Origin of the sequence: Streptomyces humi, from assembly GCF_001005085.2 — a bacterium.
Taxonomy (GTDB): domain Bacteria; phylum Actinomycetota; class Actinomycetes; order Streptomycetales; family Streptomycetaceae; genus Streptomyces; species Streptomyces humi.
The window spans coordinates 15,886-38,837 of the sequence record NZ_LBMU02000063.1; the positions used below are offsets into that span (position 1 = coordinate 15,886).

Consider the following 22,952-nt stretch of genomic DNA (forward strand, 5'->3'; position numbering starts at 1 on the left):
TCGACTCCGCGGCTTGACGACGATGGTCTTGGCAAGGACTCCGAGGAGGCTTACTTTCGACCCTCTACGGGCGTAGAAGGAGCAGCTCATGGCCAACGTCGTACGCGCCGCCCTGGTCCAGGCGACCTGGACCGGCGACACCGAGTCCATGGTGGCGAAACACGAGGTGCACGCCCGTGAGGCCGCCCGCCGGGGCGCGAAGATCATCGGATTTCAGGAGGTCTTCAACGCGCCCTACTTCTGCCAGGTCCAGGAACCCGAGCACTACCGCTGGGCCGAACCGGTCCCGGACGGCCCGACCGTCCGCCGTATGCGAGAACTCGCCCGTGAGACCGGCATGGTGATCGTCGTCCCCGTCTTCGAGGTCGAGCAGTCCGGCTTCTACTACAACACCGCCGCCGTGATCGACGCCGACGGCAGCTACCTCGGCAAGTACCGCAAGCACCACATCCCGCAGGTCAAGGGCTTCTGGGAGAAGTACTACTTCAAACCGGGAAACCTGGGCTGGCCGGTCTTCGACACCGCCGTCGGCAAGGTCGGCGTGTACATCTGCTACGACCGCCACTTCCCCGAGGGATGGCGGGAACTCGGCCTCGGCGGAGCCCAGTTGGTGTACAACCCGTCGGCCACCCACCGCGGACTCTCGTCGTACCTCTGGCGGCTGGAGCAGCCGGCCGCGGCCGTCGCCAACGAGTACTTCGTGGCCGCCATCAACCGGGTGGGCCAGGAGGAGTACGGGGACAACGATTTCTACGGGACAAGCTATTTCGTCGATCCACGTGGGCAGTTCGTGGGGGAGGTCGCGAGCGACGAGAGCGAGGAACTCGTCGTCCGTGACCTCGACTTCGACCTGATCGACGAGGTGCGGCAGCAGTGGGCCTTCTACCGCGACCGCCGTCCCGACGCCTACGAAGGGCTGGTACAGCCGTGAACGACCTCTTCGCCCGCCATCGCCAGGTCCTGCCCGACTGGCTGGCCCTCTACTACGACGAGCCGCTGGAGATCACACACGGCGAGGGCCGGCACGTCTGGGACGCGGACGGCAACCGCTACCTCGACTTCTTCGGTGGCATCCTCACCACGATGACCGCGCACGCGCTGCCCGAGGTGACGAAGGCGGTGAGTGAGCAGGCCGGCCGGATCATCCACTCCTCCACGCTCTACCTCAACCGTCCTATGGTCGAACTGGCGGAGCGTATCGCCCAGTTGAGCGGTATCCCCGACGCCCGGGTGTTCTTCACGACGTCCGGCACCGAGGCCAACGACACGGCCCTGCTGCTGGCGACGACGTACCGCCGGACGAACACGGTCCTGGCGATGCGTAACAGCTACCACGGCCGTTCCTTCAGCTCGGTCGGCATCACCGGCAACAAGGGCTGGTCCCCGACCTCGCTGTCCCCGCTCCAGACGCTGTACGTCCACGGTGGCGTTCGCACCCGGGGGCCGTTCGCCGAGCTGAACGACCGTGACTTCATCGCGGCCTGCGTCGCCGACCTGCGCGACCTGCTCGGCCACACCCGTCCGCCGGCCGCCCTGATCGCCGAACCGATCCAGGGCGTCGGCGGCTTCACCTCCCCGCCCGACGGGCTGTACGCGGCCTTCCGCAAGGTGCTCCAGGAACAGGGCATCCTCTGGATCGCCGACGAGGTGCAGACCGGCTGGGGGCGCACCGGCGAGCACTTCTGGGGCTGGCAGGCGCACGGGCAGAGCGGCCCGCCGGACATCCTCACCTTCGCCAAGGGCATCGGCAACGGCATGTCGATCGGCGGTGTGGTGGCCCGCTCCGAGATCATGAACTGCCTCGACTCCAACAGCATCTCGACGTTCGGCGGCACCCAGATCACCATGGCGGCGGGCCTCGCCAACCTGTCGTACCTCCTGGAACACGACCTCCAGGGCAACGCCCGCCGGGTCGGCGGCCTGCTCATCGAACGCCTGCGGGCGGTCGCCGCCCAGCTGCCCGGGGTACGGGAGGTGAGGGGTCGCGGTCTGATGCTCGGCGTCGAACTGGTCAAGCCCGGCACGGACGAGGCCGACCCCAAGTCGGCCTCGGCGGTCCTGGAGGCGGCCCGGGAAGGCGGCCTCCTGATCGGCAAGGGCGGCGGCCACAACACGAGCGCGTTGCGCATCGCCCCGCCGCTGTCCCTCACGGTGGCGGAGGCGGAGGAGGGCGCGGCGATCCTCGAACAGGCCCTGAGGAGTGCCTACTAGGCGCTCCGCCGGAGGCGCCGCGACACGTCGTGTGTCGACTGCGGCGCCGTCGTGGCTGGTCGCGTGGTCCCCGCGCCCCTTCGAGGGCGTTGCACGAGGCCCCGTCGGGGGCGCGGGGAACTGCGCGACCGGTCCCCACCGGCCCGCAGGCCGCCACACGCACCGAACCCGACCGAGGGACCACGCAAGATGACCGCCACTTGGGAGCTCCCGAACGCCACAGACCCCGTACTGTCGGTCCGTCAGATCCTCGCGCTGGAGAGGGTCCTGGCCGGCGACCCCGAGGTGGTCGCCGGCACCGCCCACCTCGACCGCCCCGTCCGCTGGGTGCACGTGGCCGAGGCCCCCGACGTCGGCGTCATGCTCAGCGGCGGCGAGATGGTCCTGACCACCGGCGTCCTGCTCGCCGGCGACGAGCACAAACAGGCCGAGTACATCCAGTCCCTGTACCGGGCCGAGGCCGCCGCGGTCGTCCTCGGCCTCGGCCGCGCCTTCCCGGCGGCCCCGGACGCGATGCGCCGCGCGGCGGACCGCTGCGGCCTGCCCCTGGTGGTCCTGCACCGCCCCTTCCCCTTCGCCGAGCTCACGGAGGAGGTCCAGTCCCGGCTGGTGCGCCGGAAGTTCGCCGCCGTCAGCCTCTCCGAGTCCGTCCGGACCGCCCTCACCGGTCTCATCACGGCCGACGCCCCCCTCCAGCGGCTCCTCGACGAAGTCGCCGTGCACAGCGCCTGCCCGGTCGTCGTCACCAACCTCGCGCACCGGGTGCTGGCCACCGCGGGGGAGCGGTCCGCGGTCGACGACGTGCTGCGCGACTGGGAGCGCATCGCACGGCAGGCCGGCGGCGCCGAGGGCGACGGCTGGATCCGCGCCGAACTGGCCGGCCGCGGCGAACGCTGGGGCCGGCTCATGCTCTGCGGCTACCGGGGCGACGCCGTCACCGGACGGCTGCTGGCCGACCGCGGCGCCGAGGCCCTCGTCCTGCACCGGATGCTCGGCGGCGGCTCCGCGCACAGCTGGGAGGAGCAGTCCGCGCAGAGCCTGCTCACCGACCTGGTCTCCGGGGTCGTACCGGCACGCCAACTGCTGCCCAGGGCACGGGCGGCGGGCCTGCCGGTCAACCGGCGCACCTTCGTGCCGCTCGTCGTGCGCGACTGCGACCCCGCCCGGCTGGAGCGGACCCTGCGCCTGCTCGGCCTGCCCGGACTCGTCGCCGAACTCACCGAACACGTCACCGCCGTGCTCCTCAGCCTCGCCCGCGACCAGGACGCCGACGCCCTCGCCGCGCACTTCGCCACCCGGCTGCACGGCGAGGCACCCCCGGACGCCACGGTGGTCGCCGCCGCGGGCCCCTGCACCGCCTGGGACGACGTGCCCGCCGGTCTGCGCGAGGCCCAGCACGTGGCCGACGCGGTCGCCGACACGACCACCGGCCTCACCCTCCCGGCGGTCGTACGGCTCAAGGACGTGCACCTGCGGGGTCTGATCCGGCTGCTGCGGGACGACCCGCACGTCCAGTCCTTCGCCGAGCGGGAGCTGGACGGGCTGCTCCGCGCCAACGGCACCGGCGCCGGCCAGGACCTGCTCGACGTGTTGCGGACCTACCTCGCCACCGGCCGCAACAAGTCCCGCACCGCCCAGCTCCACCATGTCTCCCGGCCCGCCCTGTACCGCAGGCTGGAGGCGATACAGACCCGGCTCGGCGTCGACCTCGACGATTTCGAGCAGGCGGCCTCCGTGCACATCGCACTCCTCGCGCATGACGCGCAACAGCAGTGAAACACCGGACGACCTGGGAAAACGGCGGTGAAACATGAGTCATCGACAACGTGACACGGTGGCACGCCGACCGCCCGCAGACGTGACACGCTGGCAGTCGAAGGCCGCTCGCGGACTTCCTAGGCTCCTCGCACCGAGCGACGCACCCCCGAGCTACCGGAGGTCCCGATGAGCCGAGTGATCCGTGCCGCCCTCTTCCAGACCGCCTGGACCGGCGACAAGGAATCGATGATCCAGGTCCACGAACAGGCGGCCCGCGACGCGGCCGCGCAGGGCGCCCAGGTCCTCTGCTTCCAGGAACTGTTCTACGGCCCCTACTTCTGCCAGGTGCAGGACAAGGCGTTCTACGAGTACGCCGAACAGGTCCCGGACGGCCCGGTCGTCCAGCGCTTCCAGGCCCTCGCCCGCGAACTCGGCCTCGTCCTGATCCTGCCGGTGTACGAGGAGGAGCAGCCGGGCGTCCTCTACAACACCGCGGCCGTGATCGACGCCGACGGCTCCTACCTCGGCAAGTACCGGAAGCACCACATCCCCCAGGTCCCCGGGTTCTGGGAGAAGTTCTACTTCCGGCCGGGCAACGCCGGCTGGCCGGTCTTCGAGACGGCCGTCGGGAAGATCGGCGTCTACATCTGCTACGACCGCCACTTCCCCGAGGGCTGGCGGGCGTTGGGCCTCGCCGGCGCCGAGATCGTCTTCAACCCGTCGGCCACCTCGCGCGGACTCTCCCGCTACCTCTGGCAGTTGGAGCAGCCGGCGGCGGCCGTCGCCAACGAGTACTTCGTCGGCGCGATCAACCGGGTCGGCGTGGAGGACCTCGGCGACAACGACTTCTACGGCACCTCCTACTTCGTTGACCCGGAAGCCCAGTTCGTCGGCGAGGTGGCGAGCGACAAGGAGACCGAACTCGTCGTCCGCGACCTGGACCTGGCCAAGCTGCGCGAGGTCCGCGACCGCTGGCAGTTCTTCCGCGACCGCCGCCCCGACGCCTACGGCCCCCTGACGGCCCCGTAGAAGCACCCGTCGGAAGAGCGCCCCGTGAGGGGCGCTGGGGGTGCCCCCGGCCGAAGGCCGGGGGAGGAACTGCGCGACCAGCCACGTCGGACCTGCATGTGACCACGAAGGAGAGGACCCCATGACCGGCCGGACAGTAATCCGCGGCGGACTCGTCATCACCGCGTCCGACGAGATCCACGCCGACGTCCTGATCGAGGACGGCCGCATCGCCGCCCTCGCGGCGACGGGCACACCCGCCGCGGACGCGTTCACCGCCGAGCGCACCATCGACGCCACCGGCAAGTACGTCATCCCGGGCGGTGTCGACGCCCACACCCACATGGAGCTGCCGTTCGGCGGCACCTTCGCCTCCGACACCTTCGAGACCGGCACCCGGGCCGCCGCCTGGGGCGGCACCACCACCATCGTCGACTTCGCCGTGCAGAGCGTCGGCCACAGCCTGCGCGAGGGCCTCGACACCTGGCACGCCAAGGCCGAGGGCAACTGCGCCATCGACTACGGCTTCCACATGATCGTCTCCGATGTGAACCAGGAGACGCTGAAGGAGATGGACCTGCTGGTGGAGGAGGGGGTGACCTCCTTCAAGCAGTTCATGGCCTACCCCGGTGTCTTCTACTCCGACGACGGCCAGATCCTGCGCGCCATGCAGCGCTCCGCCGAGAACGGCGGCCTGATCATGATGCACGCCGAGAACGGCATCGCCATCGACGTGCTGGTGGAACAGGCACTGGCACGCGGCGAGACCGATCCGCGGTACCACGGCGAGGTGCGCAAGGCGCTGCTCGAAGCCGAGGCCACGCACCGGGCCATCAAGCTCGCCCAGGTCGCCGGCGCCCCTCTCTACGTCGTGCACGTCTCGGCGATGGAGGCCGTCGCCGAGCTGGCGCGGGCCCGGGACGAGGGGCTTCCGGTCTTCGGCGAGACCTGTCCGCAGTACCTCTTCCTGTCGACGGACAACCTTGCCGAACCCGACTTCGAGGGCTCGAAGTACGTGTGCAGCACGCCGCTCCGCCCCAGGGAGCACCAGGCCAAGCTCTGGCAGGGGCTGCGCACCGACGACCTCCAGGTGGTCTCCACCGACCACTGCCCCTTCTGCTTCGTGGGCCAGAAGGAACTGGGCCGCGGCGACTTCTCGAAGATCCCCAACGGTCTGCCCGGCGTGGAGAACCGGATGGACCTGCTCCACCAGGCCGTCGTCGACGGCCACCTCTCCCGCCGCCGCTGGATCGAGATCGCCTGCGCCAACCCGGCCCGGATGTTCGGGATGTACCCGAAGAAGGGCACCATCACCCCGGGCGCCGACGCCGACGTCGTCATCTACGACCCGCACGCCGAGCAGACCGTCTCCGCCGAGACCCACCACATGAACGTCGACTACTCGGCGTACGAGGGCAGGCGTCTCACCGGCCGGGTCGAGACCGTCCTCTCGCGCGGCGTACCCGTCATCACCGAGCGGGAGTACACCGGACACGCCGGGCACGGCGTCTACACCCCGCGCTCCACCTGTCAGTACCTCAACTAGGAGTGGCGCCGATGGACTTCGGACTCGTCCTACAGACCGACCCGCCCGCCTCCCGTGTCATCAGCCTGATGAAACGGGCCGAACGCAACGGCTTCTCGTACGGCTGGACCTTCGACTCGGCCGTGCTCTGGCAGGAGCCGTTCGTGATCTACAGCCAGATCCTCGCCAACACCACCAAGCTGACGGTGGGGCCCATGGTCACCAACCCCGGCACCCGCACCTGGGAGGTCACCGCCTCCACCTTCGCCACCCTGAACGACATGTTCGGCAACAGAACCGTCTGCGGTATCGGCCGCGGCGACTCCGCGATGCGGGTGGCGGGCCGCAAGCCCAACACGCTCGCCCGGATCAGCGAGGCCATGAAGGTGATCCGCGCCCTCGGCAGCGGCGGCGAGGCCGACTTCGGGGACGGCACGGTGATCAGGTTCCCCTGGATCAAGCCGGGTGCCAGGCTGCCCGTCTGGATGGCCGCGTACGGTCCGAAGGCCCTGAAGATGACCGGCGAGGAGGCCGACGGCTTCATCCTCCAGCTCTCCGACCTCTACCTCACCGAGTACATGGTGAAGGCGGTGAAGGACGCGGCCGTCGCCGTCGGCCGCGATCCGTCCGAGGTGCGGATCTGTGTCGCCGCCCCCGCGTACGTCACGGAGGACGACTCCCCCGAGGCCCTTGCGCACGCCCGCGACCAGTGCCGCTGGTTCGGCGGCATGGTCGGCAACCACGTCGCCGACCTGGTCGCCAAGTACGGCGCGCACTCCGCCGCCGTTCCCGACGAACTCACCGACTACATCAAGGCCCGCCAGGGGTACGACTACTCCCACCACGGACGCAGCGGCAACCCCGACACCGAGTTCGTGCCCGACGAGATCGTGGACCGCTTCTGTGTCATCGGGCCGGTGGAGAAGCACATCGAGAAGCTGACCGCGCTGCGGGAACTGGGCGTGGACCAGTTCGCCGTCTACGACATGCACGACGCGCAGGAGGCCACCATCGACGCGTACGGGACGAAGGTCATCCCCGCCGTCAACGGTTAGCCGCCCCCTCGCCATCGGTCTCCCCCTTCCCGCCGTCCCGGGGAGGGGGTCAGGGCGCACCCCACTCGCGTACCCCCCCAGCCCGCCCGCACGGCCTCTCTCCCGTCCCACCTCACCCCGATTGGCCTGCCCATGACCGACACCGCTCCCTCCGCCATACCCCTGTCCGGTCAAGTCGCCCTCCCCGACGGGCGCGTCGAGCTCACCCCGGGCTCCCCGCCGCCGAGCGGTCCGTACGCCAACGAGGACCTGTTGCCGGTCCCCGTCGCCAAGCGCACCTGGACCACGTACAACTTCTCCGCGCTGTGGGTCGGCATGGCCCACAACACGGCGTCCTGGACCCTGGCCTCCGGGCTGATCGCGGTCGGCATGGACTGGAAACAGGCCGTGTTCACCATCGCCCTGGCCAACCTGATCGTCCTCGTCCCGATGCTCCTCACCGGGCACGCCGGACCCAAGTACGGCATCCCCTTCCCGGTCTTCGCCCGCGCCTCCTTCGGGGTCCGCGGCGCCAACCTGCCCGCCGTCGTACGGGCGTTGGTGGCCTGCGGCTGGTTCGGCATCCAGACCTGGATCGGCGGCGAGGCGATCTTCTTCCTGGCCGGCAAGCTGATCGGCGACAGCTGGGCGAACGCCTCGCACATCGGCGGCTACGCCTGGACCATGTGGCTGTCGTTCGCGCTCTTCTGGGTGCTCCAGGTCGCGATCATCTACCGGGGCATGGACACCATCCGGCGCTTCGAGAACTGGGCCGCGCCCTTCGTCCTGGTCGGCGCCTTCGTGATGCTGATCTGGATGAGCGACAAGGCCGGCGGCCTCGGCCCGCTCTTCGACCAGCCGTCCAAGCTCGGCTGGGGCGGCGACTTCTGGAAGCTGTTCTGGCCCTCGCTGATGGGCATGATCGGCTTCTGGTCCACGTTGTCGCTGAACATCCCCGACTTCACCCGCTACGGCAAGTCGCAGAAGGCCCAGACCCGCGGCCAGGCCCTGGGCCTGCCGACCACCATGACGCTCTTCGCGTTCCTCTCGGTCCTGGTGACCTCCGGATCCCAGGCCGTCTACGGGCAGCCGATCTGGGACCCGGTCCAGCTGGCCGCCAAGACGGACAACGTGGTCGGCCTGCTCTACGCCCTGGTCACGGTCCTCGTCGCGACGCTCTCCGTGAACATCGCGGCCAACCTGGTGTCGCCCGCCTTCGACTTCTCCAACATCGCGCCCCGGAAGATCAGTTTCCGCACCGGCGCCCTGATCACCTCGGTCCTCGCGGTGCTGATCTTCCCGTGGAAGCTGTACTCGGACCCGCAGGGCTACATCTTCACCTGGCTCGGGCTGGTCGGCGGTCTGCTCGGCACGGTGGCCGGCATCCTCATCGCCGACTACTGGCTGCTCCGCCGTACCCGTCTCGACCTGACCGACCTGTACCGCTCCGGCGGCCGGTACTGGTACGACGGCGGCTGGAACTGGCGGGCGGTGGTGGCCTTCCTGGCCGGCGGCGTGCTCGCGATCGGCGGAGCCAGCTTCAAGCCGCTGATCGACGGACGGCCGATCCCCGCGCTGTCCTCGCTCGCCGACTACGGCTGGGCGGTCGGCCTCGGCACGTCCCTGGTGCTGTACCTGGGCCTGACCCGGCTGGTGCCGCCCAAGGAGGCATGACGCGTGCAGGGGCAGCCGGTGGCTACTGGCTGCCCTTCAGCGCGGTCACCGCGCTCTTGGCGGCCTTGATGGCGCCCTTGTTGATCTCGTCCGTGTCCGGCGCCTTCTTGTTCTCGAAGTCGCTGCCGTTGTAGGTGACGATCACCAGCGCGTTGGACACCTGGGCCATCACCACGCCCTCGCGGGTCTGCTGTTTGTCCTCGGTGGTGAGGTTCACGACCGAGTATCCGTTGTCGCCGAGTCCCGGCACCGCCCCGCCGCCGCTCTTCTCGGCGACCCGGGACCGGTACTCCTTCGCGGCCGCCGTGTCCGTGTCCATGATCTCGAAGGAGACGTCGAGCCAGCGGTAGTCGTATCCCTTGAGCGCGTTCCACGAGCAGGTGCGGCGCAGCTTGGTGTCCGTGGAGGGGATCTCCTTGCCGGCCGTCTTCGCGCCGGGCACCAGGGACTTGATGGTGGCCACCGGGATGGACCCGCAGGGGGCCGGCGAGGCGGTGTACGTCTTCGCGCCGGCCGCCGCCGTCGTCGCCGAGGACGACGACGAGGTGTCGTCCGTCGACTGGCCGGCCGACTGCTGGGTCGAGGTGCCGCCGGAGGCGCCGGTGGACGTCGTCCGGTCCGGGCCGGACGCCATCGCCCAGCCCGCGCAGGCGAGCACGGCGACCGGCGTCAGGCGCGCGGTGAGGGCGAGCGGCAGTGGAAGAGAACGCAAGTCGCACTTCTCGCTGGGGGACGGTGTGCGGAGGAGTCCACACTGCGGACGGGACGCCAGTCTCACACGTGTCCCTGTGGGGTGGAAGTGGAATCGGCGCCTTGCCTGTGAGGCGGCTGCGGAGCCTTGTTGACGGCCTCGTGAGGGCGTCCCCCTACATCCGGAATGTCGTGCGTCCACGGTCCCCGTACATCCGGAATGTCGTGACTGGGGCGGGCCGTCGAGGGTGACCGGAGTCACCGTCGGGCCCGCCCGGCCCGTGCCCGGCGGGTTCAGTCGCGTGAGTTGCCGAAGAGCAGCCGGTAGCCGACGAGCAGGACCAGCGAGCCGGCGACGGCGGCGCCCCAGGTGTAGAGGTCGAAGAAGTGCTTCTCGACCGGGCGGTCGAGGAAGCGGGCGGAGAGCCAGCCGCCGACGAAGGCGCCCGCGATGCCGATGAGGGTGGTGCCGATCAGGCCACCCGGGTCGCGGCCGGGCAGCAGGACCTTGGCGATGGCTCCGGCGAGGAGGCCGAGGATGATCCAGCCGATGATGCCCACGTTGGTAGTCCTCCCAGTACGGGGTGTTGCCTTGCTGAGTTGCCTTGTTGCGCAAGTTTATGAAGGTCTCGGGGCCTCGGCGGCGCCTGCCGCCGAGCCGTCGACGACCTGTCACCCGCTCATGACAATGCGGCGGGAAAGCGACGGGTTCCGCGCGGGCCGTGCGGTGCCGGGTGACGGCGCGCCTACACTGAGTGGGCGTCTGTGCCGGGGCTGTGACGGGAGGGAGTGGCTGTGGAGGAGAACGCCGGTGGCTTCATGGAACCCTCCGACGGGGTGCTGACGGAGGCGGCCGCGGTGTTCGGGCTGCTCGCCTCGCCGGCCCGGCTGCATCTCATGTGGGCGCTCTCCCAGGGTGAGAGCGACGTGACGTGCCTCGCCGACCGGGTCGGCGGTGCGCTGCCCGCCGTCAGCCAGCACCTGGCGAAGCTCAAGCTGGCCGGGCTGGTGCGCTCCCGCCGCGAGGGACGGCGGCAGATCTACTACGTGGACGATCCGGATATCGTGACGGTGGTGCGGGTGACCGTCGGCCAGCTGACCGCCCGCTCCCGGCAGGTTCCGGCGCCGGTGCGCCGGCTGCGGCAGGCGGGTGTCTGAGCGCGCCGGATCGCACGTTCGTATGAGGGGTGACGTAAAGGTCGCGCCGGAGGTTCCATGACATCCCTCACCTGTGAATTCGGGCGGCCTTTGTGCTGTCCGGGCTGTGGGTTTGTTAGATTGCGCAATCACGCAACCCAAATGGGCCCGGCCCGCGGCTGCCCGCACCCCGCCGCGGCCGACCGACCGTACCCGCCGACGGACCCGACCGTTCATGGGAGTGGAAGATGACCGACCCGTGGGACGGCCAGGGAGGCCAGGCCACACGCCGCCGCACCGACCGGGTGCCCGGACAGCGTGGCGCCCTGCCCGACGGGACACGGCCCACCGGCGGCCGGGCCGCGGCCCGGCAGGCGGCCAAGTCCCGCACCGGCAACAGGGGCTCCCGGCGGGCCAGACCGACTCGGCGCGGGAAGCGGGTGCTGAAGATCGTCGGCCTGTGCACGGCGGTCCTGGTCCTGGTCACCGCGGGCGCGGGCTGGTGGTTCTACCAGCACCTCAACGGCAACATCAACAGCGTCTCCCTCGACGGCAAGGGCGGCAGTGAGAAGGCCGACGCGTTCGGCCGCACCCCGATCAACATCCTGGTGATCGGCTCCGACGGCCGTACCAGCTCGGAGGACTGCAAGCTCGGCGGCGGCTGCAAGAACACCGGCGTCCAGACCGGCAACGGAAACGCGGACGTGGAGATGGTCGTCCACATAGCCGCCGACCGGTCCAACGCCACCGTCATGAGCATCCCCCGCGACACCATGGTCAACGTCCCCGCCTGCAAGGACAGTTCCAGCGGCCAGTCCACCAACGGCTACTACGGCCAGGTCAACAGCGCCCTCGAGTACGGCCCCGCCTGCCAGGTCGACACCATCCACCAGCTCACCGGCATCCCCATCGACCACTTCGTGAAGCTGGACTTCTCCGGCGTGGTCAAGATGTCCGACGCCGTCGGCGGTGTCTCCGTGTGCGTCAACTCCAACGTGTACGACACCTACTCGCACCTGAAGCTCTCCAAGGGCACCCACACCCTCAAGGGCGAGGCGGCGCTGGAGTTCGTCCGCTCCCGGCACGGCTTCGGCGACGGCAGCGACCTCGGCCGTACCGTCTCCCAGCACATCTTCCTCAGCGCGATGATCCGCAAGTTCAAGAGCGCGGGCACGCTCACCGACCCCACCGCCGTCTACCACCTCGCCGACGCGGCCACCAAGGCGCTCACCGTGGACGACGGCCTCGGCAGCGTCAAGAAGCTGATCTCGCTGGCGGCCGACGTGAACAAGGTGCCGACCAAGCGGATGACGTTCACGACCATGCAGACCGCCCCCGACCCGACCAACAGCAACCGCGTGGTGGTGGGCTCGGGCGCCAAGGACCTCTTCGCCACCATGGCCAACGACCAGTCGCTGACCACCGGGTCGGGCAAGAAGTCGTCGGCGGCCGAGGCGACCGCCAAGCCGACGGCCACCACCGCCTCCGTCCCCGCCGCCCAGATCGCCGTGACCGTCGAGAACGGCACCGACATCACCGGCCGGGCCTCCGCGATCGCCACGCACCTGATCTCGCAGGGCTTCAGCACCAGCACCACCACGGCCAACGCGCCGAGCTCCGCGACCACGACCACGGTGACCTACGGCTCCGGCGACAAGGCCGCGGCCCAGACCGTGGCCAAGGCCCTGGACGTGCCCGGCTCGCACGTCAAGCAGGGCACCGGCACCGGCGTCGTCCTGGTCATCGGCAGCGACTGGACGAGCGGCACCAGCTACCCGGCCACCTCCGGCGACACCAAGGCCGCCGTCTCCAACGCCAACGCCTCGACCGCCGACGACTCCAAGACCTGCGCGAAGGTCAGCCAGTACAAGACGGTCAGCCTCAACGGCGTGCCGATGACCCCGGCCCAGGCGTACGCGGCGGCGCGCAGCAAGCCCGACTCGGACGAGTGAGACGGGTTCCCCGCCGCGGCGGCCGGAGATGATCCCGGAAGACCGTCCGGCGGGGGATCGCGCGCGACTGCCGTGAAAGCATGTAGCTGCCCGACAGTTCGGGCAGCGCGGGCCCCGGCGGCACCCGTCCGGGCGGCGCGCAGCGGCCGGTCGCGCGAGCAACGAGGTGACAGATGCGGTTCACCACCCGACCCACCCTCCAGGGCACCTTCGGCATGGTGTCGTCCACCCACTGGCTGGCCTCCCAGTCGGCGATGGCGGTCCTGGAGACCGGCGGCAACGCGTACGACGCGGCCGTCGCCGGAGCGTTCGTCCTGCACGTGGTCGAGCCGCACCTCAACGGGCCGGCCGGCGAGGTCCCGATCCTGCTCGCCCCGGCCGGCGGCGAGGTGCGGGTGCTGTGCGGGCAGGGTGTGGCCCCGGCCGGCGCCACCGCGGCCCACTACCGGGGGCTCGGCCTGGACCTCGTCCCCGGCACCGGCCCGCTGGCCGCGGCCGTCCCCGGCGCCTTCGACGCCTGGCTGCTGCTGCTCCGCGACCACGGCACCAGATCCCTCGACGAGGTCCTGGCGTACGCCATCGGCTACGCCGAGCACGGACACGCGCCCGTGGAGAACGTCGGCGCGACCGTGGCGAGCGTGCGCGAACTGTTCGAGACCGAGTGGACGACGTCGGCGGAGCTCTACCTGCCCGGCGGCCGGCCACCGCGCCCCGGTGAACTGCTGCGCAACCCCGCCCTGGCCGCCACCTGGAGACGGCTGCTCGCCGAGACCGCCGGCGCCGGCGACCGGGAGGCGCGGATCGACGCGGCCCGTGCGGTGTGGCGCTCCGGTTTCATCGCCGAGGCCCTGGTACGGCAGGCCGCCCGCCCCACCATGGACACCAGCGGAGAACGGCACACCGGCACCCTCACCGCCGCCGACCTGGCCGGCTGGTCCGCGGGCTACGAGAGCCCGGTGTCGTACGACTGGAACGGCTGGACCGTGTGCAAGGCGGGCCCCTGGAGCCAGGGCCCGGCCCTTCTCCAGCAGCTCGCCCTGCTGCCGCCCGAACCGTCCGAGCTGCCGGGGTACGGCTCCGCCGACTACGTGCATCTCCTCGTCGAGGGCTGCAAGCTCGCCATGGCCGACCGGGAGGCCTGGTACGGGGACGCGGCCGAGGTTCCGCTGGCCGACCTGCTCTCGGCCCCGTACAACGCCGCCCGGCGGGCGCTGATCGGTGCCAAGGCCTCGGACGAGCTGCGGCCCGGCAGTCCCGGCGGACGCGCGCCGCGCCTGCCCGGGTACGCGCGCGTGGAGGCCGGGGAGGGCGCCGCGTTCGATCCGCTGGGCGCCGGTGAGCCGACGGTCGCGCAGGTCGCCACCGACGGCACCACCCGGGGCGACACCTGCCACCTGGACGTCGTCGACCGCTGGGGCAACATGGTCGCGGCCACCCCCAGCGGCGGCTGGCTCCAGTCCAACCCCGTCGTCCCCGAACTGGGCTTCCCGCTCGGCACCCGGCTCCAGATGGCCTGGCTCGAGGAGGGCCTGCATAACTCGCTCACCCCCGGACGGCGGCCCCGCACCACGCTCACGCCGTCGATCGCACTGCGGGACGGGCATCCGGTGCTGGCCTTCGGTACGCCCGGCGGCGACCAGCAGGACCAGTGGCAGCTGCACTTCTTCCTCGCCGTCGCCCTGCGGGACCCGGTCCGCGGCGGACTCGACCTGCAAGGCGCGATCGACGCCCCGAACTGGCACAACGACAGCTTCCCCAGCTCCTTCTACCCGCGCGGGCGCCGCCCCGGCAGCCTGACCGTCGAGTCCCGGACGGACCCCGGCGTGGTGGCGGAGCTGCGGCGGCGCGGCCACGACGTGACGGTCGGCCCCGGCTGGTCGGAGGGACGGTTGTGCGCGGTGGCACGGGACCCGGAGACCGGAGTGCTCTCGGCGGCGGCCAATCCCCGCGGCATGCAGGGCTACGCGGTGGGGCGCTGACGACACCGATGCAGGGCTGCGCGGTGGGGCGCTGACGACACCGGGAGCGGAGGGCGCGACCGAAGCCGGGGTGCCGGGTGGTGGCGGGCCGGCCGTGTGGTGGCGGGCCGGCCGGGGGAGAGCGGCCGGGTTGTGGGAGGCCCGCCGGGTGAGTGGGAGGCCCGCCGGGTGGTGGGAGGCCCGCCGGGCGGGTCCGTCCGGCGCCGTTGATCTCGGGCGCCGTCTGTTCCTCCGGATTCCACCGGCCGTACACCCGGGCGGCGGGGATTGTCAGTGGCACGTGCTCTCATGGAGGCATGATCGAAGCAACGGAGACCATCGACGAGTTTCTCCTCGAGCACGCCGTCGACGTCGAGGACGCCATCCGCAAGGCGGCCCGCACCGAGATCCTGCCCCGCTGGCGCCGGCTCGCCGACCACGAGGTCGACCAGAAGGCCGGGCCGCACGACCTGGTGACCGACGCCGACCGGCTCGCCGAGCGCTACCTCACGGAGGCCCTCGGCGCCCTGCTGCCCGGCTCCGTCGTGGTCGGCGAGGAGGCCGTGCACGCCGACCCGGAGACCTACGAGGCGCTCCAGGGCGACGCACCGGTGTGGATCGTCGACCCGGTCGACGGCACCCGCCAGTTCGTGCGCGGCGAGGACGGCTTCTGCACCCTGGTCGCGCTCGCCCACCGGGGCGTCCTGCTCGCCTCCTGGACCTACCTCCCCGCCCGCGACCAACTCGCCACGGCGGTACGGGGCAAGGGCGCCCACCTCGACGGCGTCCGGCTGCTCTCCGGCTCCCCCGAGAAGGGCCGGGACCTGCGGATAGCCACCTCGCACCCGGACTACACGACCGACGCGCAGAAGCGCGAGCTGTTCGCCCTGTGGGTCGACGGCGTCGCCCCGCGCCCCTGCGGTTCCGCGGGTCTGGAATACCTCGCCGTAGCCCGGGGCGAGTTGGACGCCACGGCGTTCTCCTGGGAGGCCGCCTGGGACCACGCGGCCGGGCTGCTGCTGGTCGAGGAGGCGGGCGGCGCCCACCTCACCCGGGCCGGCGTGCCGTTCCGCGTCACGGGCGGCAACGCGCTGCCGTTCACCGCGGCCCGCGACGCGGCCACCGCCCGCCACGTGGTGGACCTGCTCCAGAACCCGCACTGGTAACCCGCGCGAGGAGAGTGTCAGTCCTCCGGCATATCCTGAAGCCGAGTGGCCATCGGCTGACGAAGGGGTCCGAAGGTGCCGTCGATGCTCGATGCGGTCGTGGTGGGGGCGGGGCCGAACGGCCTGACGGCCGCCGTGGAGCTGGCCCGGCGCGGTTTCTCCGTGGCCCTCTTCGAGGCGAAGGACACCGTGGGCGGCGGCGCCCGCACCGAGGAGCTCACCCTCCCCGGCTTCCGGCACGACCCGTGCTCCGCCGCGCACCCGCTCGCCGTCAACTCGCCCGCGTTCCGCGCCTTGCCCCTGGAGCGCTACGGCCTCCAGTGGCTGCACCCCGACCTGCCGATGGCACACCCCTTCCCCGACGGCGGCGCCGCCGTGCTGGCCCGCTCCGTCGCCGAGACGGCGGCCTCCTTCGGCCCACGCGACGCGGGCACGTACCGCAGGCTGGTCGAGCCCTTCCTGCCCAAGTGGGACACCCTGGCCAGGGACTTCATGTCGCTGCCGCGGACCGCGCTGCCGCGTGACCCGGTCATGCTCGCCCGCTTCGGCCTGGCCGGACTGCCCCCCGCCGCCCTGCTGTTGCGCCGCTTCCGCGACGAACCGGCCAGAACGCTGTTCGCCGGACTCGTCGCCCATGTCATGGCCCCGCTCACCGGCTTCGCGACCGGTGCCGTCGGCCTGGTCTTCGCGCTCGCCGCGCACGCCCGCGGCTGGCCGGTCGCCAAGGGCGGCTCCCAGGCCGTCTCCGACGCCCTCGCCGCCTACCTGAAGGACCTCGGCGGCGCCGTCCACACCGACTACGAGGTCAAGCGGCTCGACGACCTGCCGCCGGCGCGGTCGTACGTCTTCGACACCTCGCCCACCGCCCTCGCCCGCATCGCCGGCTTCGGCACCTACTACCAGGGCTACCGCTACGGCCCCGGGGTCTTCAAGGTCGACTACGCACTGGACGGCCCCGTACCCTGGACCGCCCCCGCGGCACGCCGCGCCGGGACCGTGCAGATCGGCGCGGACAGCACGGAGATCGGCACCGCCCTCCGTGCCGCCTCCCGCGAGGGCCGCGCCCCCGACCGGCCGTTCATGATCACCGTTCAGCCCGGTGTGGCGGACCCGAGCCGGGCCCCCGAGGGCAAGCAGGTGTTCTGGGCCTACGCCCACGTGCCGAACGGCTGGACCGGTGACCTCACGGACGTGATGGAACGTCAACTGGAGCGGTACGCCCCGGGATTCCGCGACCTCGTACTGGCCCGCGCCACCGCAGGGCCCGCCGAACTGGCCGCCCGCAACGCCAACTACGTCGGCGGCGACATCGGCACCGGAGCCGTCTCCGGCCTACAGATCCTGCTGCGCCCCAAGCTCTCCCTGTCCCCGTACGGCACCCCGCACCCGGCCGTCTTCATCTGCTCGTCGGCCACCCCGCCCGGCCCGGGCGTGCACGGCATGTCGGGGCACAACGCGGCGAAGGCCGTGTGGAGGAGGCTGAGACAGTCATGACCCGCATCACCCTCGTCCAGGGCGACATCACCCGGCAGAGCGTCGACGCCATCGTCAACGCCGCGAACTCCTCCCTGCTCGGCGGCGGAGGCGTCGACGGCGCCATCCACCGGCGCGGCGGCCCCGCGATCCTGGCGGAGTGCCGCAAGCTCCGCGCGGGGCACCTCGGCAGGGGCCTGCCCACCGGCCAGGCGGTCGCCACCACCGCCGGCGAACTCGACGCACGGTGGGTCATCCACACCGTCGGCCCCGTGTACTCCCAGAGCCTGGACCGCTCCGAACTGCTGGTGTCCTGCTACCGCGAGTCCCTGCGGCGCGCCGACGAACTCGGCGCCCGCACGGTCGCGTTCCCCGCCATCTCCACCGGCGTCTACGGCTGGCCGATGGACGACGGCGCCCGGATCGCCGTGGCGACCGTCCGGGAGACGGACACCGCCGTCGAGGAGGTGCGGTTCGTGCTGTTCGACGAACGGGCCTACGAGGCGTTCACCTCGGCACTGACCTGAGGACGCACACGGCTCAGCCCAGGATGCGGCGCTTCTGCTCCTGGAACTCGTCCTCGGTGAGGATCCCCTGGGCCTTCAGCTCGCCGAGCTGTTTGAGCTGGTCCATCCTGGCCGTCATGTCGTCGGCGACGGGCTGCGCCGCCGGCGGCGGCTGGGCGACGGATCCCTGCTGTTCGTAGTTCTGCGGTTCGTAGTCCTGCTGGGCCCACCGGCCCGCCTGGCGCCGTGAGACACGGTTCGACACCGCCGTGGCGGTACCGGCGACGACAGCGGTGCGCGCGATCCCACGCAGCAGTCCGGGCATACTCGGTCATCTCCGTTCAGGCGGCGGCGGTGCCACCGGGCGGGGGCGTCTCGTCGACGGCGTCCAGCGACGCCAGCAGGGCCTGCACCGGGATCCGGCCGCTCGCGACCAGCTGGGCGCCGCTGCGCCGCAGCGCGCCGGCCAGCGGCGCGGCCCACAGGTTCTCGTACACCAGCACCGCGGCGGAGTTGCCGGGCTCCAGCGCGTTGCCCGCCTCGGCGAGGTCGCCCTCGTCCAGCAGACCGGAGGAGGCACCCTCGAAGACGGTCAGCTCGGCCGCGTCGTCGCCGAGGTCCCGCACCTCGAGCGCGGTCACCGAACCGTCGGCGTCCTTGCGCAGGAACGCCAGGTCGAGGATGCGCACGACACGGCGGTCGGCGAGATCGACCAGCAGTGGAAAGGCCTCGCCGGTCATCCTGTTGCCCGGGAACTCGATCACCAGGTAGTCGACGGGGCCCATCTCTTCGACGCTCTCCATGGTCCTCCTCCTGGAACGGGCGGGACCGCGGAGACGGTCGCCGGCCGGTGCCTTCATTGCAGCACCCGCGCCGGAGCCCCGCACGTCCGGCGACCGGCCGGGGACCCGCCCGGGACCAACTCGGCAGCCGGTAGAGGCTCCTGCCCACCGGCCAGCAGCCCAGCAGCAGGCACGACGCCACCAGCGCCTGCTCCGGCCGGCAGGCGAGCGTGGACGCGTGCCCCCGGCACGACGCCCGGACCGTCCCGGCGGGGGCCTCCGGGGTGCCGCCGGGACGGTCGCCCCGCACCCTGGACGCAGGAAGGAGCGATGCCATGCCGACCAGGGGGCGGGTGCCGCGCAACGGCTCTCGGCCCGGGCCGTTCCGGTGGCGTGAGCGGACCGCGCGGGTGGTCTCGCGGGCGAGGACGCTGCACCGGTGGGCGGAGATCCGGTTCCCGGTCGTCGTCCATCTCGCGGACCGGATGGTGTCCGTGAACATCTTCGACACCGCCACCCGGGTGGCCGCCCAGTGCTTCCTCACCGCGGTGCCGCTGCTCTTCGTGTTCGTGGCCTACGCCCCGCCGGCCCTCGAGCGGCAGCTGATCCGGTCGGTGCGCTCGGTGTTCGGCCTGACCGGACCGGCCGACCCCCAGCTCCAGCACCTCGTGCAGCCGCAGAGCGAGAGCCTGCGGCAGACCACCGGCCTGGTCGGTGTCCTCATGGTGCTGATCTCGGCCACCGCCCTCAGCCGGGCCGTGCAGCGGCTGTGCCAGCGTGCCTGGGGCATCCCGCGGGGCGGTATCAGGATCGCGCCGTGGCGCTGGCTGGCATGGCTCGCCCTGTGGATCGCCGCACTGGTCCTTCAGGGCGTACTGCGGGACGGCTTCGGAGTGGGGGCCTGGCTGGGCGTCCCGATCACCTTCACCGCCCAGGTGTGCCTGTGGTGGTGGACCCAGCACCTGCTGCTCGGCGGCCACGTCACATGGAAGCCGCTGGTCCCCGGGGCGGTGATCACCGCGGTGGCCCTGACCGCCCTGTCGGTGACCGCGCGGTTCTACCTGCCGCGCGCCCTCGACCACGCCCTCGCCGGTTACGGCTCGCTGGGAGCGGTCTTCGTCGCCCTGTCCTGGCTGATCGTGATCTGCCTGGCCGCCACCCTCAGCGTCACCGTCGGCGCGGTCCTGGTCCAGGAGCCGTTCCTCGCCGACCGGCTCGGCAGCCCGCCGCGCCGCGACCGGGACCCACGCTCTGCGCCGGAGCCGAAACACTGTGATCCTGGTCGGTGAAGCGCCGGTCACGGCCGGCCGGACACAGGCGGTGATCTCTGTGGCCGATCGGGACGACAGCACTCCGCGGGACGACAGCACCAAGAGGGACGACAGCACTCAGCGGGACGCCAGCACCAAGAGGGACGACAGCGAGAGGGACCACAGCGCCGAGCGGGACGACAGCACCAGGCGTCAGTCCGGCGGGTACGCCGGTCCGCCGGGGGAGCCGTTTCTGCGGACCAGGTTCGCCGTACCGGCCAGGCCCGCCACCTTCGTCCGCAGGCCCCGGCTGACCGCGCATCTCGGCCAGGCCCTGGACACCCCGCTGACCATGGTCAACGGCGCGGCCGGCGCGGGCAAGACCCTCCTGGTCGCGGACTGGGCGGCCGGGCTCGGACAACCGGTCGCCTGGCTCACCAACGAGGCGGGAGACCAGCGGCCCGGCGTGTTCTGGGCCCATGTGTTGCAGGCCCTGCGCTCCGCCGGAACCCCGCTGCCCGCCGGAATCGGCGGCGCCGGCCACGTCGGCATGGTCGGTCACCGGCTGCTGGGCCGGCTGGCCGACGAGCTCAACGGACTCGGCCGGCCCGCGATGCTCGTCCTCGACGAGTTCGACCGGCTGTCCGACCCGGAGACGGCCGAGCAGCTGGAGTTCGTCCTGCACCACGCCGGACAGGGACTGCGGCTGGTCCTCGTCACCCGGACCGAACCCCTGCTGCCCCTGCACCGCTACCGGGCGGCCGGGGCCATGACCGAGATCAGGAACGACGAACTCGCCTTCACCCCCGAGGAGGCCGCCGGTTTGCTGGCCCGGCACGGCCTGCTGCTGCCCGCGCAGGCCGTGCGCGCCCTGGTGGAGCGCACCCGCGGCTGGGCGGCCGGACTCCAGCTGAGCGCCCTGGCGGCCCGGCAGGACGCGGATCCGGAGACGTACCTGAAGGAGTTCGAGGCCGGGCACAGCGTCATCGCCGACTTCCTCCTCGCCGAGGTGCTCAACCGGCAGCCCCCCGAGACGGAGAACCTGCTGCTGTGCGTCAGCGTCCTGGACCGGTTCTCCCCCGAACTCGCGGAGTCGCTCACGGGCCGGCCCGGTGCCGGGCCGCGGCTGGCCGGGCTCTGCCGCCAGAACGCGTTCGTCGAGTACCTCGGGCACTCCTGGTACCGGCTGCACCCGCTGTTCGGGGAGATCCTGCGGGTCCACATGCGGGTGCGTTCCCCGGAACGCGAGCCGGAGCTGCACCGGCGTGCCGCCTGCTGGCTGCGGACCCACGGCGCGGTGCCCGAGGCGCTGGCGCACGGCGCGGCGGCGGCCGACTGGGAGTTCACCGCCGGTGCCGTCGTCGACGACCTGGCGATCGGCCGGCTCCTCACCGGGCCGCCGCGCGCCGACGACCTCACCGAGCTGTTCGACGGGATGGGCACGGAGGCCACCGGCGCCGCGGTGGACCTGGTGCGGGCGGCCCGTGAACTGTCCGGGCGCGACCTCGACCGGGGCCTGACCCACCTCGGCCATGTCGAGGAGGACCCGGTCACGGGCGGGTCCGCCGCGGCGAGCCGGCTGAGCCGGGTGCTCCTGGAGTCCCTGGCGGCCCGGCTGACCGGCGCCCCCGGCCGGGCGGAGCGGGCGATGGCCACCGCCGACCGGCTGCGGCGCGAGGTGCCCGCCCACGACCTGGCGCGGCATCCCGAACTCACCGCGCTGCTCCTCACCCACCTGGGTTCGGCCCGGGTGTGGGCCGGGCACTTCGAGGCCGCCCGCGCCGCCCTGACCGAGGTGACCGGCCTGCCCGCCGACGCGGCGACGGAACTGCCCCGGGAGGACGCCCTCGGACACCTGGCGCTGCTCGACTACTTCGACGGCCGCCTCGACCGGGCGGAGAGCCAGGCCCTGGCCGCGACGGCGGCGACCCGGAACTGCGGCGGGCATCCGTTCCCCGGCGCCGGACTCGGGCAGCTGGTGCTGGCCGCCGTGGCCGTCGACCGGGACGAGCTGGAGCAGGCCCGGGTCCTGCTGGACGAGGCCGCCGAGTCCGGCCCCGGCAGCGGGGTGCCCGACCCGGTGACCGAGGGGTGCCGGGCCCTGACGACCGCCCGGCTGCTGACGGCGCTCGGCGACCCGGAGGCCGCCGCGGACGCGGCCGATCCGGCCGTACCGGCGCTGGTCGCGGCACCCTGGGTGCGGACCGGTGCGGCCCTGGCCGCCTCGGCCGCGCGGCTCGCCGAGGGCCGTCCGGAGGCGGCCGCCGGGGTGCTCGACGACATCCCCGGCCCCGTCGGGTCCCTGGACGCGGCGGAACTGGCGTGGGCGCGGCTCGCCGCCGGGCGCCGCGAGGAGGCCGTGGAGACGGCCGGCCGGCTGTGCGCGGAAGGCGTGGCCGGTCCCGGGACGACGGTGCGGGCCACCCTGGTCTGTGCCCGCGCCGCGGCCGAGTCGGGGGACGCGGACACCGCCCGCAGACTGCTCGCCAAGGCGCTCCTGGAGGGCCGCCGGAACCGGCTGCGGCGCCCGTTCCTGGACGCCGGGCCGCGGATCCGGCGGCTCCTGGACACCCCGCAACTGCACAGTCTGGCCGCCGGCTGGCTCTACCGCGACGGTGACGGCGCGGACGCGGTCACCGAACCCTCGCCGCTGCTCGTGGAGGAGCTCAGCGGACGCGAGCGCGAGGTGCTGAGCAGGCTGGCGCAGCTGATGTCGACCCAGGAGATCGCCGCCGACCTGTACGTCTCCGTGAACACGGTGAAGACGCACCTCAAGAGCGTCTACCGGAAACTCGGCGTGGGCCGGCGGGGCGACGCGGTGCGCCGGG

The 22,952-nt window shown here is 72.1% G+C and carries 19 protein-coding genes; 15 read left to right on the top strand and 4 right to left on the bottom strand.

Annotated elements, in window-relative coordinates:
• Positions 1-88 precede the first annotated feature (88 nt).
• The 7 genes from AAW13_RS26560 to AAW13_RS26590 all read left to right on the top strand — a co-directional run bounded on the left by AAW13_RS26560 (position 89) and on the right by AAW13_RS26590 (position 9,210).
• A complete protein-coding gene (locus AAW13_RS26560) occupies positions 89-931 on the top strand; it encodes a nitrilase-related carbon-nitrogen hydrolase (RefSeq protein ID WP_046733828.1) in 843 nt (280 codons plus the stop codon).
• A complete protein-coding gene (locus AAW13_RS26565) occupies positions 928-2,211 on the top strand; it encodes an aspartate aminotransferase family protein (protein ID WP_046733827.1) in 1,284 nt (427 codons plus the stop codon). The genes AAW13_RS26560 and AAW13_RS26565 overlap by 4 nt, the downstream gene beginning before the upstream one ends.
• Before the next feature lie 189 nt (positions 2,212-2,400).
• Positions 2,401-3,987, top strand: a complete 1,587-nt coding sequence (locus AAW13_RS26570) for a PucR family transcriptional regulator (RefSeq protein ID WP_046733826.1) — start codon at positions 2,401-2,403, stop codon at positions 3,985-3,987.
• A gap of 168 nt (positions 3,988-4,155) precedes the next feature.
• The gene (locus AAW13_RS26575; RefSeq protein ID WP_046733825.1) at positions 4,156-4,998 is read left to right on the top strand and encodes a nitrilase-related carbon-nitrogen hydrolase; all 843 of its coding nucleotides are present in this window, start codon (positions 4,156-4,158) and stop codon (positions 4,996-4,998) included.
• Between the two features lie 121 nt (positions 4,999-5,119).
• A complete protein-coding gene (gene hydA / locus AAW13_RS26580; RefSeq protein WP_046733824.1) occupies positions 5,120-6,523 on the top strand; it encodes a dihydropyrimidinase in 1,404 nt (467 codons plus the stop codon).
• An 11-nt stretch (positions 6,524-6,534) separates the two neighbouring features.
• Positions 6,535-7,557 (top strand): TIGR03842 family LLM class F420-dependent oxidoreductase, encoded by a 1,023-nt coding sequence (locus AAW13_RS26585; RefSeq protein ID WP_046733823.1) that lies wholly within the window; start codon positions 6,535-6,537, stop codon positions 7,555-7,557.
• 132 nt (positions 7,558-7,689) lie between these two features.
• A complete protein-coding gene (locus tag AAW13_RS26590; RefSeq protein WP_046733822.1) occupies positions 7,690-9,210 on the top strand; it encodes an NCS1 family nucleobase:cation symporter-1 in 1,521 nt (506 codons plus the stop codon).
• A 22-nt stretch (positions 9,211-9,232) separates the two neighbouring features.
• On the opposite strand, the gene AAW13_RS26595 is transcribed toward AAW13_RS26590, so the two are convergent.
• A complete protein-coding gene (locus tag AAW13_RS26595) occupies positions 9,233-9,922 on the bottom strand; it encodes a hypothetical protein (protein ID WP_046733821.1) in 690 nt (229 codons plus the stop codon).
• Between the two features lie 272 nt (positions 9,923-10,194).
• The gene (locus tag AAW13_RS26600; protein WP_046733820.1) at positions 10,195-10,461 is read right to left on the bottom strand and encodes a GlsB/YeaQ/YmgE family stress response membrane protein; all 267 of its coding nucleotides are present in this window, start codon (positions 10,459-10,461) and stop codon (positions 10,195-10,197) included.
• A 258-nt stretch (positions 10,462-10,719) separates the two neighbouring features.
• Between AAW13_RS26600 and AAW13_RS26605 the strand changes: the two genes are divergently transcribed.
• The 6 genes from AAW13_RS26605 (at position 10,720) to AAW13_RS26630 (ending at position 18,113) form a co-directional block, all read left to right on the top strand.
• On the top strand, positions 10,720-11,058 hold the full coding sequence (locus AAW13_RS26605) for an ArsR/SmtB family transcription factor (protein ID WP_420855496.1): 339 nt from the start codon (positions 10,720-10,722) through the stop codon (positions 11,056-11,058).
• Positions 11,059-11,285: 227 nt separating this feature from the next.
• Positions 11,286-12,989: an LCP family protein gene (locus tag AAW13_RS26610; RefSeq protein ID WP_240528749.1), complete on the top strand. Its 1,704-nt coding sequence runs from the start codon at positions 11,286-11,288 to the stop codon at positions 12,987-12,989.
• Positions 12,990-13,162: 173 nt separating this feature from the next.
• On the top strand, positions 13,163-14,968 hold the full coding sequence (locus tag AAW13_RS26615; RefSeq protein ID WP_046733818.1) for a gamma-glutamyltransferase family protein: 1,806 nt from the start codon (positions 13,163-13,165) through the stop codon (positions 14,966-14,968).
• A gap of 296 nt (positions 14,969-15,264) precedes the next feature.
• Positions 15,265-16,113 (top strand): inositol monophosphatase family protein, encoded by an 849-nt coding sequence (locus AAW13_RS26620; protein WP_046733817.1) that lies wholly within the window; start codon positions 15,265-15,267, stop codon positions 16,111-16,113.
• Between the two features lie 84 nt (positions 16,114-16,197).
• Positions 16,198-17,607, top strand: coding sequence for a phytoene desaturase family protein (locus tag AAW13_RS26625; protein WP_046733816.1), 1,410 nt, complete (start codon positions 16,198-16,200; stop codon positions 17,605-17,607).
• Positions 17,604-18,113 carry an O-acetyl-ADP-ribose deacetylase gene (locus AAW13_RS26630; protein WP_046733815.1) on the top strand — a complete coding sequence of 170 codons (510 nt, stop codon included), beginning with the start codon at positions 17,604-17,606 and terminating at the stop codon, positions 18,111-18,113. The genes AAW13_RS26625 and AAW13_RS26630 overlap by 4 nt, the downstream gene beginning before the upstream one ends.
• A gap of 13 nt (positions 18,114-18,126) precedes the next feature.
• Here the strand turns inward: AAW13_RS26630 and AAW13_RS26635 are convergent, their stop codons facing one another.
• Together AAW13_RS26635 and AAW13_RS26640 are read right to left on the bottom strand one after the other, a co-directional pair.
• On the bottom strand, positions 18,127-18,417 hold the full coding sequence (locus AAW13_RS26635; protein WP_046733814.1) for an SHOCT domain-containing protein: 291 nt from the start codon (positions 18,415-18,417) through the stop codon (positions 18,127-18,129).
• Positions 18,418-18,433: 16 nt separating this feature from the next.
• Positions 18,434-18,895, bottom strand: a complete 462-nt coding sequence (locus tag AAW13_RS26640) for a DUF6325 family protein (protein ID WP_240528750.1) — start codon at positions 18,893-18,895, stop codon at positions 18,434-18,436.
• Between the two features lie 314 nt (positions 18,896-19,209).
• On the opposite strand from AAW13_RS26640, the gene AAW13_RS26645 reads away from it, so the two are divergent.
• Both AAW13_RS26645 and AAW13_RS47025 read left to right on the top strand, forming a co-directional pair.
• On the top strand, positions 19,210-20,163 hold the full coding sequence (locus AAW13_RS26645; RefSeq protein ID WP_046733813.1) for a YihY/virulence factor BrkB family protein: 954 nt from the start codon (positions 19,210-19,212) through the stop codon (positions 20,161-20,163).
• A gap of 214 nt (positions 20,164-20,377) precedes the next feature.
• Positions 20,378-22,952: winged helix-turn-helix domain-containing protein (locus tag AAW13_RS47025; protein WP_046733838.1), on the top strand; the 2,575-nt coding region annotated here is incomplete at its 3' end.

Coding starts and splice junctions, on each gene's coding strand:
- AAW13_RS26560 (WP_046733828.1), top strand. CDS start 89: ATGGCCAACGTCGTACGCGCCGCCCTGGTCCAGGCGACCTGGACCGGC.
- AAW13_RS26570 (WP_046733826.1), top strand. CDS start 2,401: ATGACCGCCACTTGGGAGCTCCCGAACGCCACAGACCCCGTACTGTCG.
- AAW13_RS26575 (WP_046733825.1), top strand. CDS start 4,156: ATGAGCCGAGTGATCCGTGCCGCCCTCTTCCAGACCGCCTGGACCGGC.
- hydA (WP_046733824.1), top strand. CDS start 5,120: ATGACCGGCCGGACAGTAATCCGCGGCGGACTCGTCATCACCGCGTCC.
- AAW13_RS26585 (WP_046733823.1), top strand. CDS start 6,535: ATGGACTTCGGACTCGTCCTACAGACCGACCCGCCCGCCTCCCGTGTC.
- AAW13_RS26590 (WP_046733822.1), top strand. CDS start 7,690: ATGACCGACACCGCTCCCTCCGCCATACCCCTGTCCGGTCAAGTCGCC.
- AAW13_RS26605 (WP_420855496.1), top strand. CDS start 10,720: ATGGAACCCTCCGACGGGGTGCTGACGGAGGCGGCCGCGGTGTTCGGG.
- AAW13_RS26610 (WP_240528749.1), top strand. CDS start 11,286: ATGACCGACCCGTGGGACGGCCAGGGAGGCCAGGCCACACGCCGCCGC.
- AAW13_RS26615 (WP_046733818.1), top strand. CDS start 13,163: ATGCGGTTCACCACCCGACCCACCCTCCAGGGCACCTTCGGCATGGTG.
- AAW13_RS26620 (WP_046733817.1), top strand. CDS start 15,265: ATGATCGAAGCAACGGAGACCATCGACGAGTTTCTCCTCGAGCACGCC.
- AAW13_RS26625 (WP_046733816.1), top strand. CDS start 16,198: ATGCTCGATGCGGTCGTGGTGGGGGCGGGGCCGAACGGCCTGACGGCC.
- AAW13_RS26630 (WP_046733815.1), top strand. CDS start 17,604: ATGACCCGCATCACCCTCGTCCAGGGCGACATCACCCGGCAGAGCGTC.
- AAW13_RS26635 (WP_046733814.1), bottom strand. CDS start 18,417: ATGCCCGGACTGCTGCGTGGGATCGCGCGCACCGCTGTCGTCGCCGGT.
- AAW13_RS26640 (WP_240528750.1), bottom strand. CDS start 18,895: ATGGAGAGCGTCGAAGAGATGGGCCCCGTCGACTACCTGGTGATCGAG.
- AAW13_RS26645 (WP_046733813.1), top strand. CDS start 19,210: ATGCCGACCAGGGGGCGGGTGCCGCGCAACGGCTCTCGGCCCGGGCCG.